Origin of the sequence: Acidovorax sp. 59, assembly GCF_002754175.1 — a bacterium.
Taxonomy (GTDB): domain Bacteria; phylum Pseudomonadota; class Gammaproteobacteria; order Burkholderiales; family Burkholderiaceae_C; genus Acidovorax; species Acidovorax delafieldii.
The window spans coordinates 3,656,655-3,670,543 of record NZ_PEET01000001.1; the positions used below are offsets into that span (position 1 = coordinate 3,656,655).

The window sequence follows — 13,889 nt, forward strand, 5'->3', positions numbered from 1 at the left end:
ATCCGAAAATCGATGAGCTCTAACTATTTTGGGCTCCAGATCACAGACAGCGCGTGCCCTGACGGCTGTCCGATCTGCCTGGCTATGGGGATTCATCCTTACCGGCCGATCACACGCTCGAGGCGATGGTGGCTCTGGTCGGCCATTCTCTTGATCGGTTAGTGGGGCCGGATGCTCCAGTAGGTGTGGCTGGATTCTCTTTTGGCGGTCTGGTCGCTGCCGGGCTGTCAGCCGAACGCAGCGCCATTTCATGCCTTGCGCTCCTGGGGCCCGCCGGCCATGGAGGCGAAGGCCGTCCCAAGGGCGAACTGCGCAACTGGAAGCCTGCGCTTGAGCGAGAGGACTGGGTGGAGTTTGACGCAGCTATGCGCCACAACCTGATGATGCACATGCTCCACAACGTCAACAGTCTCGACACCACAGCTCTCGCGATCCATACGCAGTCATGCCTGCAGACTCGGTTTCATAGTAAGCGTATCTCCCGTTCCTCTCAGTTGCCACAACTGATGGAAAGGTACACAGGCCCTGTGCTGCTTGCTTGGGGGGAGCATGACGTCACTGCCCATCCACATTCCACTGCATCCATGCTCATGCAGCGCCGTGGACCCTGCACTTCGGTGGTCGTTCCCCGTTCAGGCCACTGGGTGCAGTACGAGGCGGCCAGCGATGTGAACAGCCTGCTATTGAACTGGTTTGATCAAAAATTTTCTCCTTGTCAGAAAACCTGAAATGCACGCTACAGAAGTATTCGCACGGTATGCCACCGAATTCCAGCGCCAGCCGCTTTCTGGTGATGTTATTCACCACGCCAAGCGTGCCGTGATCGATTGGTACGCCTCTTTGTTCCCAGGTTTGAATACGCCGCCCGTGGCTATCCTGGAGAAGACCCTCGCAGATGACCTCGACCGTGGTCGATCCCTCCTAGGTAACGGACGTACAAGTACGGCACGTACGGCCGCGCTCATCAACGGCGCTGCAGCGCATGCGGCCGAGGTGGATGACAGCTTCCGCGATGCGATGTACCACCCTGGCGCAGCGACCATCGCGGCCGCATTGGCTGCAGGGCAGGACCTTGGCGTTGCAGGCCTCGATTTTCTGCGGGGGGTTGTGCTTGGGTAAGAGGTCTCCACTCGCATCGGGGTGGTCATGGGCCGACCTCATTACAAGTTCTGGCACAGCACCGGCACGGTAGGCAGTTTTGGTGCGGCGGCTGCCGTGGGCGGAGTCATGCGCCTCGACGGCACCGCGTTCGCCCACGCGCTCGCGACCGCCGCGACGTTTGCGGCAGGGCTTCAGCAGGCGTTCCGCATGGACTCGATGTCTAAACCACTGCACGCAGGGCGCGCCGCAGAGGCTGGCTTGTTGGCAGCGCAATTGGCCTCGCAGGGCCTGACCGGATCGTTGGATGTACTGGATGGAGAAGTCGGGCTGGGGCAAGCCATGAGCAACGGCCCGGATTGGTCGACCATCGGCGTAACGCTGGGTCAAGATTTCCACATCACTCGACTGACCTTCAAAAACCACATTGGCTGCGGACACACGTTTGCAGCCATTGATGGCGCGCTGGAGCTGCGAGAGCGCCACAATCTTCGGGCGGACGAAATCAAGAGCGTGCGGGTTGCGACCTACCGCCCCGCCCTGGACATTGCTTGCTACACCCGCCCCACAACGGCCAACGAAGCGCGATTCAGCCTGACCTATGTCGTCGCCACTGCGCTGTCACATGGCAGCGTTCGCTTGGCGGCTTACGAGCCAGATCGACTGGATGATGTACGTACACGCGCTCTGATGGAGCGTATGACTGTTGAGGTGGATCCGGCTCTTGACGCAGCATTCCCAGGGCAGCGCTCCGCCCGCATCGAGATAGAGACTGTGGATGGTCGTCGGCTCACACATTTGCAGCCCAACCGCAAGGGAGATCCTGAGCTGGCTCTCACAGATGCCGAACTTGAAGACAAATTCTTGGAGCTTGCAGAACCGGTCATTGGTGCAACTCAAGCTAGGGCCCTGTTGGAGAAGATCTGGGCTCTCGACAGTCGCAACGATTTGTTTTAGGTCCATCAGCGCTAGGTCGCTTGGAGTGTTCTAAGAACTGGCGCTAGGCGACCGCAATGCAGCGGTTGCTGCCGTTCGATTCGGATAGCCGAACTCACGGTATCGTCCGCATAGCGGTCATAGCCACAAGCGGGTCCCATCAAAAAAAGGCATCGCGAGCGATGCCTTTGTGTGCACAGGGGCGTTCTTACAGGGCCTTGACCAGTTCAGGCACAGCCGTGAACAGATCCGCTTCCAGCCCGTAGTCGGCCACGCTGAAGATCGGCGCCTCAGGGTCCTTGTTGATCGCCACGATCACCTTGGAGTCCTTCATGCCCGCCAAGTGCTGGATAGCACCCGAGATACCGGCGGCCACATACAGCTGCGGTGCCACGATCTTGCCCGTCTGGCCCACTTGCCAGTCGTTCGGTGCGTAGCCTGCGTCCACCGCTGCGCGGCTGGCACCCAGGGCGGCGCCCAGCTTGTCGGCCAGGGGCGTCATGACTTCGTCGAACTTTTCCTTGCTGCCCAGCGCACGACCACCGGAGACGATGATCTTGGCAGCGGTCAGCTCGGGGCGGTCGCTCTTGGCGATTTCGCTGCCCACGAAGCTGCTCTTGCCTGCGTCGGCCGTGGCGGCGGCGATTTCAACTTGTGCGCTGCCACCGGTGGCGGCTGCGGCGTCAAAGCCGGTGGTGCGCACGGTGATGATCTTGACGGCATCTTGGCTTTGCACGGTGGCAATGGCGTTGCCGGCGTAGATGGGGCGCTCAAACGTATCGGCTGCGATCACCTTGGTGATGTCGCTGATCTGGGCCACATCGAGCTTGGCCGCCACGCGGGGGGCCACGTTCTTGCCGCCAGCAGTCGCCGGGAACAGGATGTGGCTGTAGTTGGATGCGATGGCGAGCACTTGCGCGGCCACGTTTTCTGCCAGGCCGTGTTCCAGGCCAGGGGCGTCGGCGTGGATGACCTTGGCAACACCGGCTATTTTGGAGGCGGCCTGTGCAGCAGCTCCGGCGTTGTGGCCGGCCACCAGCACGTGCACGTCGCCGCCGCAGGCCACTGCGGCCGTGACGGTGTTCAGCGTGGCGCCCTTGATGGACGCGTTGTCGTGTTCAGCAATAACGAGTACCGACATTTAGATCACCTTCGCTTCGTTCTTGAGTTTTTCGACCAGGGCGGCCACGTCGGCCACCTTGATGCCAGCGCCGCGCTTGGCGGGCTCGGTCACCTTGAGGGTCTTCAGGCGCGGGGCCACGTCCACACCGAGGTCTTCGGGCTTGACGGTATCGAGCTGCTTTTTCTTGGCCTTCATGATGTTGGGCAAGGTGACGTAGCGGGGCTCGTTCAGGCGCAGGTCGGTGGTGATGACGGCGGGCAGCGTCAGGGCCAGGGTTTCCAGGCCGCCGTCCACTTCGCGGGTCACGCTGACCTTGTCTGCAGCCAGTTCAACCTTGCTGGCGAACGTGGCCTGGGGCAGGTCGGCCAGGGCCGCCAGCATCTGGCCGGTCTGGTTGGCGTCGTCGTCGATGGCTTGTTTGCCCAGGATGATGAGCGAGGGTTGCTCTTTGTCCACCAGGGCCTTCAAGATCTTGGCGACGGCCAGGGGCTGCAGTTCGACGTCGGTTTCCACCAGGATGGCGCGGTCGGCACCAATGGCCATGGCCGTGCGCAGGGTTTCCTGGCACTGGGCCACGCCGCAAGAGACTGCGATGACTTCGGTCACCAGGCCTTTTTCTTTCAGGCGCACGGCCTCTTCAACGGCGATTTCGTCAAAGGGGTTCATGCTCATCTTCACGTTGGCGATGTCCACACCCGTGTTGTCCGACTTCACGCGGACCTTCACGTTGTAGTCCACCACGCGCTTGACGGGAACGAGAATTTTCATAGGTCGATCAGCTCACTTTCATTGCTGGTTGGGAGAATCATTGAGCCAGCTTGCCAATACGCTAGCGACATCAACGGGCGGGACACCGGCGGAGCACTGAATGCGTCCAGGCGTGCGCGAGAAGCGAGGTGCTGGCGCGATGTGCGTTACACCATCGACGCTCGTAAAACTTTTGCGCGACTGGATGTGGGGATGCTGCTGAGCTTCCTCCAGCGTCAGAACGGGGGCAAAGCAACTATCGCTACCCTCTATTCGCAAGCACCACTCTGCCAGGGTACGCTGGCGAAATGCAGCGGCGATGGCGTCACGTAGGAGGTGCCAACGAGCACGGTCCTTTTGGGCGTCCCGTAAGGTATCGGGCAAATCCAATTGTTGACACAGCAGGGCAAAAAACTGGGGCTCAATAGGCCCGACAGCTACATGCCTTTTGTCGGCAGTCTCGTACGTTGTGTAGTAAGGCGCGCCACCATCCAGCATGTTGCTATACCGCTGGTCACGGTATAGGTCCCGCAATCGGTGAGACAGGTTATTGTTCAGCATAGAGAGCACACCATCGCAGATGGCGGCATCCACCACTTGGCCCTCCCCCGTAGCGCGAGCGTGCAGCAGCGCCGCGAGCAGACCCGTCACCAAGTACAGACTGCCTCCGCCATAGTCACCCACCAGGTTCAACGGCGGCACGGGACCTCTATCTGCCTCGCCGATGGTGGCTAGTGCACCTGCGACTGCGATGTAGTTGATGTCATGGCCAGCCACCTGTGCGAGCGGCCCATCTTGTCCCCAACCAGTCATCCGGCCGTAGACCAAGCGGGGGTTGCGCTGTGCAACCAATTTTGGGCCGAGTCCAAGCCGCTCCATGACCCCGGGCCTGAAACCCTCCACCAACGCGTCTGCCTTTTCGAGCAACTGCAGTACTTGCTCAACGGCCTCGGGCCGCTTCAGGTCCAGCAGGATGGTCCGGCGTCCCCGTCCCACAATGTCCAAAGGACTCATCGGCGGCGCATCCGGACGATCAATGCGCACCACTTCCGCTCCCATGTCTGACAAGAGCATGCAGGCGAAGGGCCCTGGTCCCAGACCCGCAAACTCGACAATTCGCAATCCGACCAACGGACCTTCGCGTGTGGGTGAGGAGTTTTTTTCCACGTGTTTCTCCAGTTCAGTTCCCTATGGCGCGAGCGACCAACCCCAAAACGCTGGCGGAGCTACCAAGTGCTAGCAAGACAAAAACAGCATTCGCCCGGAGGCTTATCACGATTACGGGAATTCCTGACCAGCGACTTGCGAGCGCACTGACTACCGAGAAGGGCGTAACAATGATCGCAAGGCCCCAGCCAATGAGTACTGCGCTGATGTGCACCAACACTGGCAAGCCCAACAGGGCAGGTCCCAAGCTGGCGCCAACGATGACGGAACTCAGCATGGGATGCATCGCGCTGGCCGACATCAGCACAATGGCCGAAGACACAGTCAGGCAGGCCAGGGCTGGAGAACCTGCGACTGAGGCGCCCACGGCAGCGGTCCATTCGGGAGGGATGGCGTTGCCAATTACAGTCCCTGCGCAGCCCGAGGCAATGAAAATCATGACTTCTCCCGCCATTCCTCTGAAGCTGGACATGTCCTGCCCCAGTTGGATAGTCGCCGCGTGGATGCCGCCAAGGCCACCGCCTTGCAATCGAGCATTCAGTAGCCACGCGGCGGCGGGGGCTATGGAAATGATCACTGCGGAGATTGGCATTGCCAGCCATCGGCTTGTCACGACCATGAGCGACACAAAACCGAGCATGGCCAGCAGCACTGGCCAGCCACTGCGCACAAGCTCGCCCACATTCACAACAGATGGATCGGCGGAAACGCCGCTCCTCGAAATGGCGAATCTGTCCAGCACGACGCCAAGCACGATGAACATCGTAGTGATACCCAGCGCTACCGGTAGCACCCCTGCCCAGCTCGCTCCCTCGTACATGGCCAGCACGATGCTCATATTGCTATACATCGGGCTCCAAAGGCTTAGGGCTGCGTAGCCGCGAGTCACGGCAGAGAAGGCGGCAATTTTCTCGGAGTCAGCCAGGTCTTTCTGCTGAGCTGCCGACTCCATCATCATCGAGATGCCTGCGAGCCCTAGTAGGCCGCCAAAGAACTGGCTCGCCATGCTGAGCACGCCGTACCTTTGACTGGGATGCACGTGATACAGGCGCTGAAGAAGGATGCGTACTTGTGGCACCCGGGAGGCGGAGCGCGAAAGCAGGTTGATTGTCACCAAGAGCGAAGCAATCAGCGCACCGATGCGAACTCCGCGCTCCAACGTAGCGATGGGTGAGGAAAGCAGTGGCAGCAGCACAACTGTCACGGCTACAAGCACCACTGAAGTGCGGCGAAGAGGTCGTGCGACGTGACCCAAATGACGGAACAAAAAGCACAGCGTCACAAATGCCACTCCGGCGACCAGCCCAGGGTTGCGAAACAAGAGATCCGCCAGCGTCAGAGCTGGAATGGCACCCATCACAGCAATGTCGATTGACGGGGCCCGCGCGGTCGTAATGGTCGATACCGCTAGTTTCGTTTGAGGCTGAGGAGATGAGTCGGGCAGCTTGTCCATCGTAAATCTGTCCCATGCGAGAGGCTTTTGTGGCTTTCGCCCAAGGGTTTTCATGCGGCTTGGAGACTGGATATACCTACTATACAATGAATGGATCAACCATTGACAATTGCTGCTCAGGCAGAGCGGCACCACCACTACCAGGAGACAAAAGAGATGAAGATGAGCAAAAGAGCACTGATCGTGGCTTTGGCCGCTTTGAGCACAAGTCTGGCCGGCGCGCAAACCGACAGCTTCCCGTCGCGCCCCATCACCATTGTTGTGCCTTATCCGGCAGGTGGGACCAGCGATGGGCAAGTGCGCATGGTTCAGGAACGGTTGAGCAAGCTTCTCGGCCAGCCGATCGTGGTGGAGAACAAAGCCGGGGCTTCGGGGGCGATTGCTGCACAGTACGTCGCGCGCTCAAAAGCAGACGGCTACACCTTGCTATACCCCAATTCTGGCGTGCTACTGGCGCCGTTACTGAGTGACAAGGCCGGCTACGACGCACTGAAAGATTTCAAGCCCATCAGCATCATGACGTCAGTTCCCATGGTGCTGGTAACAAACAAGTCCATTACCGCCAACAGCGTGGCCGACTTCATCCAGTACGCACGCAGCCAACCTAACGGTATCCAATATGCGTCGGCAGGCCCTGCGTCGTTTGGTCACATCGCATCCGCGAGATTTGCGCAAATGGCCGGCATGAAGGTCGAGCATGTGCCCTACCGCGGAGAAGCCAACACCACAATGGCTATTCGCTCAGGTGAAGTCCAAATGCTGCTCACAACACCTTCGTCAGCGATGCTGGGCCAGATTCAGCAAGGCAATATCAAGCTTTTGGGTGTATCGACACCAAACCCCTCGCCGCTGCTCCCCGGTACGCCGACACTCAACAAGACGGTCGCAGGCTTTACCTCAGAAATCTGGTTCGGGCTGCTGGCTCCTGCAGGCACTCCGGATGACGTGGTTGCCAAGATCAATGCAGCTGTCAAGACGGTGATGTCCGACGATTCCATTCGCGAAAAACTGCAGCCTACAGGCGCATTGCCCCAGACGTCCACCCCTGCCGAGTTTGCAAAGGTGATGAGGGAAGAGTCAGCTCAGTTGCGTGAAGTCGTCAGCAAGTACGGCATCAAGGCTGAGTAAGGGAGGCCCCCCATGAAGACTAAGTACGATCTCGTCATTGCAGGCTCAGGCGCTGCAGGGTTGGCTTGCGCCATCACAGCAAAGAGACGCGGGCTGGATGTAGTGGTGCTGGAAAAGGAGCCCGTCTTTGGTGGTACGACCGCCTTATCCGGTGGCGTGTTGTGGATTCCGCTCAACCACCATGGCCGCAAGCAAAACGCCAGTGATTCCGTCAGAGCAGTGCAGACCTATATGCAGTCCGAAACTGGGAAGTTTTATGACGAAGAGGCTGTGAAGTGCTTCATTGAGAACGGTCCAAAGATGGTGGAGTTCTTCGAGCAGAACACCGCCATGCAGTTCATCCCTACGCTCTACCCGGACTACCACCCTGATGCTCCTGGAGGTGTCGATATCGGACGGTCCATTTTGGCAGCTCCTTACGACATTCGGGAACTGGGCAAGGATATGGACCGGCTCAAGCCCCCGCTGAAAACGATCACGTTCATGGGGATGATGTTCAACTCATCCAACGCAGATCTCAAGCACTTCTTTCGCGTAACCAAATCCTTGACTTCGTTCTTTTATGTCGCCAAGCGTCTGGCGAATCACATGAAAGAACTCGCGTTGTATCGCCGTGCTGTGCAGGTCACCAGTGGTAACGCACTTGCCGCCCGGCTGGCCAAGTCAGCACTTGATCTTGGAATTCCCATCCTCACCGAGACACCGGTACGGAATGTTTTGGTCGAGAGCGGGCGTGTAGTTGGTGTGCTTGCAACTCGTCTGGGCATCGACCAGCGCATCACTGCAAGACATGGTGTGGTGCTCGCTACAGGCGGCTTTCCGCACGATGTCCAGCGGATCGCCAAGGCCTATCCCCATGTCGATCGAGGACACCAGCATCTTTCACCAACGCCCAAGAGCAATACAGGGGATGGTCCCAATATGGCTGAGGCTGTCGGCGGTGTTGTGGATATCCGCTTTCAGGAGCCCGCAGCCTGGATGCCCGTGACACGGGTGGACTTTGGCAAGGGGGAGATTGGCGTCTTCCCGCACCTGCTGGATCGCTACAAGCCAGGTGTGATTGGGGTGCTCTCGAATGGCCGCCGGTTCACCAACGAATCCAATTCCTATCACGACGTCGGCGCGGCGATGGCAAAGGCTTGCGCGAGCATGAAGGAGACGGCTATGTGGCTCGTCTGCGACAAGTCAACCCTTTCCAAGTATGGCTTGGGCTATGTGAAGCCTGCTCCTATGCCGATCGGTAGTTTTGTGCGCAATGGTTATCTCATCAAAGGTCGCACCCTTGCAGATCTCGCAAAACGCGCTGGTATCGACGCCACCAACCTTGAGCGAACCGTGCGCGAGTACAACAAAGACGCAGTTAAAGGAGATGATCCTGCCTTCGGACGGGGAACTACCAGTTTCAATCGCTACCTTGCCGATTCAGATCGCAAACCCAACCCTTGTGTTGCGCCCATTGAGCAAGGACCATTTTTTGCCGTGAAGGTGGTGATGGGCGACCTCGGAACATTCGATGGCATCACAACTAGCGTTGTCGGGGAAGTTCTGCGTCGCGATGGCACTCCGATTGCAGGCCTCTACGCGGTGGGCAATGATCGAGCCAGCATCATGGGTGGAAACTATCCAGGAGCGGGTATCACCCATGGCCCCAATATGACCTTTGGGTATGTCACTGCGAACCACATTGCCGATGCAGCAATACGCGCGGCAACGCCAGAACCGTCGATTACCGGGGAACGGGGATACGCATGACAGCCCATTTATCTCAACTTGATCTTCCGTTGGTGGATCACCGTGTTTACACCATCGCGCTGAGAAAGATGCCAGAGTTTCTTGATGTGTTTCAGCGTCTTGCAATTCCGGTATTGATGGAAACGTTGGGGCATCCGCTGGGTTTCTACACCAGCTTTGTGGGTCCTCAAAACCAGTTTGTCCACCTGTGGGGCTACACCGACTTGGCTGACTATGAGCGGCGGAGCCGCGCGCGCGATAACCATCCTGCCTTCGGGAACTACCTTGCCGCGTCTGGTCACCTCATCACGTCGCAAGAAACGCGACTGATCCGCACTGCCCCCGTGAATCTTGCCATTTTGCCCCAGTAAGCCGCAGACCCGAAGGGCTGCGACTGACCAAATTAGGAGACAAATATGAAGTTGAATAAATGCGCCCTCTCCATCACACTCGCGCTTGCATGCGCTGGTGTGCAAGCTGAAGCACAGTACCCGAGCCAGGCAGTACGGCTGATTGTTCCCTTCCCTCCCGGGTCCAGTTCCGACGTGACGGCGCGTGCAGTGGCGCAGAAAATTGCAGGTCCGCTGGGCCAGCCGGTGGTAGTAGAAAACCGACCTGGTGCTATGGGGGGGATAGGTATGCAAGCCGTAGCACGCAGCAAACCCGATGGACACACATTGGTGGTGGGAACTGTATCAACCACGGTGGTGCCTCCCATCATCTCGAAGAGTGTCCCTGTTGATCTGTTCAAGGATTTCGCGCCTGTCGCTACGATGGCTAACACACCTTTGTTGCTCACGGTGCCTCAGGATTCACCTTTCGGGAGCGTCGCCGACTTAGTGGCTGCTGCCAAGAAAACCCCCAAGTCCCTGACTTATGGAAGTTCGGCGGGCCTTTACAGGATCGCTATGGAAGCTGTGAACAGCAGTGCTGGCATCGACCTGCTCGGTGTTCCTTTCACCAGTCCTCCTCAAGCACTCACGGAATTGCTGGCTGGTCGGCTTACCGTCAATCCCGATGCTTTGGGGGCCGTTGGACCGATGCTTCAGGCCAAGCGTGTTCGCGCGCTTGCCGTGCTGGGCTCCAACAGGACGCCGAGCCTGCCCGATGTGCCAACCATGCAGGAGCTAGGCTTCAAGGGCTTTGCGTTCAACGGCTGGCTTGGTGTATTGGCCCCGGCAGGAACCCCCCAGCCAGTGATCGAGCGACTGCATAAGGAAATTGCCAAAGCCGTTGCTACCCCAGATGTCCAAGCCCTATACACCCGCCTGGGCATGGAGGCAACGGTGCTGTCGCCGCAGGCCTACGGCGAAGAGATGCGCAAGGACGCCGCCAAATACAAGGCCGTGGCACAACAGGCGGGGATAGAAAAAGAATGAACACAGCCACCAACTCCACCTTGTGGCAGATCGCGCAGCAGGCGCGCTCTATGTCTGGCGCCCACATCCCCGAGTCCGTCCGACAGCAAGCGAGACTTTGCATCCTGGATACGATCGGGTGCATATTGGCTGGCAGTCGTACCGAGGAGGCGCAGTTGGTACTCGCGTGCGAGCCAGAGTCGGGCGATCAAACCGCCACTGTATTCGGCGCTTCGTACCGTCGCGGGCTGCGCGCAGCAATGCGCATCAACGGCTATCTGGGCGACGTCCTCGAACTGAACGATCTCATAGGTGGTCACGCCAGCATCGGGAATGTATCGGCTGCGCTCGCCCTTGGTGAGTCGCTGGAGACCAGCGGCGCGCGTTTGCTCGAGGCGGTCGTTCGTGGCATCGAAGTGACCACGCGGGTGTATGAATCTGTCTACCCCTCACTGCGCCGCTACACCGAGGCAGGTCTGGTACCCGTGGGCATACCGGCATCTTTCGGTTCGGCTGTTGCCGCCGCTCACTTGCTCTCGCTGGACGAAGAGAAAACGCTGCATGCCATGGCAATTGCCGGTAGCCTAGCCGGCTGGTGTCCCGCAGAAGTAATCTTTGGCCACGGAGGCTCAGTCAAGCCAATGCTGTTTGGCGCCCAGCCCGCGGACGCGGGCGTGACCGCTGCGCAGTATGCGAAGGCGGGCATGACGGGCCCCGTGAACTTGCTCGACAGCAAGGTCGGATACTTCGCCACGGCCTCTACGGACGGTAGCTTCGATGCAGCGGCCTGGAACAACCGCTGGGCGCTGGAGCAACCGCGGCGCAAGCTGCACGCATGCTGCGGTTACCTGCATTCCGCTGCAGATGCCCTGGGCAAACTGCGCCTGCGCACCGGTGCGGCATTGCAGGATTCGCGCGTTGAAGTGCGCGTACCTACCTACGTGGCCGACGTCGTGAGCAAGGACCGCCTTCCAGACTCACCCAACGACGCCCGCTTTCACTTGCAGTACTGCCTGGCGCTGGTGGCTTGCGGCGCCGACGTGATCCTGCCGGAGCACAGCATCGCGCTGGCCGACCAGCTGCAGCGTCCGGAGGTGCTGGCGGCAATGCAACGAATCACCGTGCTGCCAGACAGTGGGCTCACGCACTATCACCAATGCAGTATCGCGGTGACTGACGCCAGCGGGCAGACCAAGGTGCAACCAGGGACAGCTCCGCGCGGTTCGCCTCAGGAGCCCTTGGGCGACAGTGAGGTGGTGGCGAAGTTCCACGCGCTGGCCGATCCGGTACTGGGGCGCCCTCGTGCCGAGCTATTCGCGCAACAGGCTTTGTCATTGGAGGCAGTGGACAATGTGCATACGTGGATCGCATTGCTTCGCACCTGAAAGCTGCAAAACCAGCGCGCAAAGCGGTGACGCAAAACAAAAGGGCCTGCCGGGAAACCGGCGGGCCCTTTTCTCATCAGCCTTCGTCCTTACTACAGATCCATCTGCTTGGCAATGATGTTGCGCTGGATCTCGCTGGTGCCACCGCCGATGGGGCCCACGCGCGAGTCGCGGAAGAACATCTGCATGTCGTACTCGTTAGAGTAGCCGGCTCCGCCCATGATCTGCATGCCGATGTCGGCGCACTTGAAGTTGTTTTCGGTGGCGACGATCTTGGCGACCGATGCCTCCTGCACCACGGGAAAGCCGCCGTCCAGCAGGTCGGCCACACGGTAAGTCATCTGGCGCGCTGTCTCGGACATGATCATCATGTCGGCGAGTTTGTGCTGGATCACCTGGAACTGAGAGATCGGCTTGCCAAACTGAATGCGGTCACGGGCATAGTCACGCGCGTATTCGGTGATCTTGAAGCAGTGTCCGGATGAGATCGCGGCCAGGCCGAGGCGCTCCAGACCCAGGGCTTTCATGATGTTCTTCCAGGCTTGTCCTTCGCCGCCAAACAGGTTCCCCGCCGGCACCCGGACGTTGTCGAAGAAAACTTCGTTTGCATGGGTGGTACGGCGGCCAAGCATTGAAAGCGGGCGGATCGTGACGCCGTGCGCCTTGGTCGGCACCAGTATGGTGCTGATCCCGTTGTGGCGGGCCTGCGTATCCGTCTTCACAATGGCCACGATGTAATCTGCGACGTGGGCGCAGGTAATCCACACCTTGCTTCCGTTGATCACATAGTCATCGCCATCGCGGACTGCGGACGTCTTGATCCCTGCAACGTCGGAGCCTGTGCCAGGCTCCGACATGCCCAATGCCAGTTTGGCCTGGCCGCTGATGATCTTGGGAATGATTTCCTGCTTCAGCTCTGGCGAGCCAAACTTCGCCACGTGCATCCCGGCATAGATCGCTGAAGTGGTCACAGCCTGGGCGATACCGGTGTAGTAGTAACCCAGTGTTTCCAGTAACACCGCGATGTCCTTGTAGGTGCCACCCATGCCACCAAGTTCTTCGGGGTAGAACAGGCCCAGGTAGCCGGCGTCGGCCAGCGCGTTGTAGGCCTCATGCGGAAACTCGCGCGCCTCGTCCATCTTGCGCACTTTCTCCCAAGGGAGGTGGCGCGACAGCAGGTCGAGCACGCCCTCGCGCATCATGCGTTGGTCTTCGGTTAGGCCGGCGGTATTGATCAGTGATTGGGACATGGTTACTCCGTGGAAACAGATTCAGGGCTTGCTCTTCATAGCCTCGCGGCCGGCAATAGTGAGGACCATGGTGGTCATGAGTCCGGTCTGCACGACGTTGTCGTGCTGATTCAGAAGATCCATGCGGCGGACTAACACGCCGCGGTCAGGCTTGGAAGTTGGTCGCACGGCAACCACAGTGGCGCGCAGGCGGATGGTGTCGTTGAGTAGGATGGGTTTGATAAATTTCCACTCATCAATACCCAGTGCCGCAACTGCTGTGCCGTCCAGGTAGCCAAGACTGGCGCTCAACCCAGTGGCTACTGAAAGCCCTAGCGCACCATGCGCGATGCGCTGTCCCAGCGGAGACTTGGCGCTATGCACTGCATCCGTGTGCATTGGATTGACGTCGCCAGAGATCCAGGAGAACTGCACGACATCCGTTTCGGTAATGGTGCGGGCCCGACTTTCATCGACCTGCCCGACCTCGAATTCCTCAATACATTTACCTCGCATTTTGATTCCTTGCTTAAG

At 59.3% G+C, this 13,889-nt stretch carries 12 protein-coding genes and 1 pseudogene; 7 read left to right on the forward strand and 6 right to left on the reverse strand.

The window, feature by feature from the left end:
* The first annotated feature begins 74 nt into the window (after positions 1-74).
* Together CLU87_RS16660 and CLU87_RS16665 are read left to right on the forward strand one after the other, a co-directional pair.
* Positions 75-728, forward strand: a complete 654-nt coding sequence (locus CLU87_RS16660; RefSeq protein ID WP_255409876.1) for an alpha/beta fold hydrolase — start codon at positions 75-77, stop codon at positions 726-728.
* 1 nt (position 729) lies between these two features.
* Positions 730-2,055 (forward strand): annotated as a pseudogene (locus CLU87_RS16665) (MmgE/PrpD family protein).
* Positions 2,056-2,242: 187 nt separating this feature from the next.
* Here the strand turns inward: CLU87_RS16665 and CLU87_RS16670 are convergent.
* From CLU87_RS16670 to CLU87_RS16685, 4 genes are read right to left on the reverse strand one after another with little or no spacing between them, the layout of a single operon-like run.
* The gene (locus CLU87_RS16670; protein ID WP_099730800.1) at positions 2,243-3,175 is read right to left on the reverse strand and encodes an electron transfer flavoprotein subunit alpha/FixB family protein; all 933 of its coding nucleotides are present in this window, start codon (positions 3,173-3,175) and stop codon (positions 2,243-2,245) included.
* Entirely contained in the window at positions 3,176-3,925 is a 750-nt protein-coding gene (locus CLU87_RS16675; protein WP_099731158.1) for an electron transfer flavoprotein subunit beta/FixA family protein, read from the reverse strand. It abuts the gene before it with no gap.
* An 18-nt stretch (positions 3,926-3,943) separates the two neighbouring features.
* On the reverse strand, positions 3,944-5,071 hold the full coding sequence (locus tag CLU87_RS16680; protein WP_099731159.1) for a CaiB/BaiF CoA-transferase family protein: 1,128 nt from the start codon (positions 5,069-5,071) through the stop codon (positions 3,944-3,946).
* Positions 5,072-5,084: 13 nt separating this feature from the next.
* On the reverse strand, positions 5,085-6,524 hold the full coding sequence (locus CLU87_RS16685) for a hypothetical protein (protein WP_233193805.1): 1,440 nt from the start codon (positions 6,522-6,524) through the stop codon (positions 5,085-5,087).
* 156 nt (positions 6,525-6,680) lie between these two features.
* Between CLU87_RS16685 and CLU87_RS16690 the strand changes: the two genes are divergently transcribed.
* From CLU87_RS16690 to CLU87_RS16710, 5 genes are read left to right on the forward strand one after another with little or no spacing between them, the layout of a single operon-like run.
* Positions 6,681-7,652 carry a tripartite tricarboxylate transporter substrate binding protein gene (locus tag CLU87_RS16690; protein ID WP_099732218.1) on the forward strand — a complete coding sequence of 324 codons (972 nt, stop codon included), beginning with the start codon at positions 6,681-6,683 and terminating at the stop codon, positions 7,650-7,652.
* Positions 7,653-7,664: 12 nt separating this feature from the next.
* Positions 7,665-9,404 carry an FAD-dependent oxidoreductase gene (locus CLU87_RS16695; RefSeq protein WP_099731160.1) on the forward strand — a complete coding sequence of 580 codons (1,740 nt, stop codon included), beginning with the start codon at positions 7,665-7,667 and terminating at the stop codon, positions 9,402-9,404.
* Positions 9,401-9,754: an NIPSNAP family protein gene (locus CLU87_RS16700; RefSeq protein WP_099731161.1), complete on the forward strand. Its 354-nt coding sequence runs from the start codon at positions 9,401-9,403 to the stop codon at positions 9,752-9,754. The genes CLU87_RS16695 and CLU87_RS16700 overlap by 4 nt, the downstream gene beginning before the upstream one ends.
* A gap of 45 nt (positions 9,755-9,799) precedes the next feature.
* Positions 9,800-10,762: a tripartite tricarboxylate transporter substrate binding protein gene (locus tag CLU87_RS16705; protein ID WP_099731162.1), complete on the forward strand. Its 963-nt coding sequence runs from the start codon at positions 9,800-9,802 to the stop codon at positions 10,760-10,762.
* Positions 10,759-12,126, forward strand: a complete 1,368-nt coding sequence (locus tag CLU87_RS16710; protein ID WP_099731163.1) for an MmgE/PrpD family protein — start codon at positions 10,759-10,761, stop codon at positions 12,124-12,126. The genes CLU87_RS16705 and CLU87_RS16710 overlap by 4 nt, the downstream gene beginning before the upstream one ends.
* Positions 12,127-12,218: 92 nt before the next feature.
* Here the strand turns inward: CLU87_RS16710 and CLU87_RS16715 are convergent, their stop codons facing one another.
* Together CLU87_RS16715 and CLU87_RS16720 are read right to left on the reverse strand one after the other, a co-directional pair.
* Complete coding sequence (locus tag CLU87_RS16715) at positions 12,219-13,376, reverse strand: acyl-CoA dehydrogenase family protein (protein WP_099731164.1); 1,158 nt, start codon at positions 13,374-13,376, stop codon at positions 12,219-12,221.
* Positions 13,377-13,397: 21 nt separating this feature from the next.
* Entirely contained in the window at positions 13,398-13,871 is a 474-nt protein-coding gene (locus CLU87_RS16720) for a MaoC/PaaZ C-terminal domain-containing protein (protein WP_099731165.1), read from the reverse strand.
* Positions 13,872-13,889 lie beyond the last annotated feature (18 nt).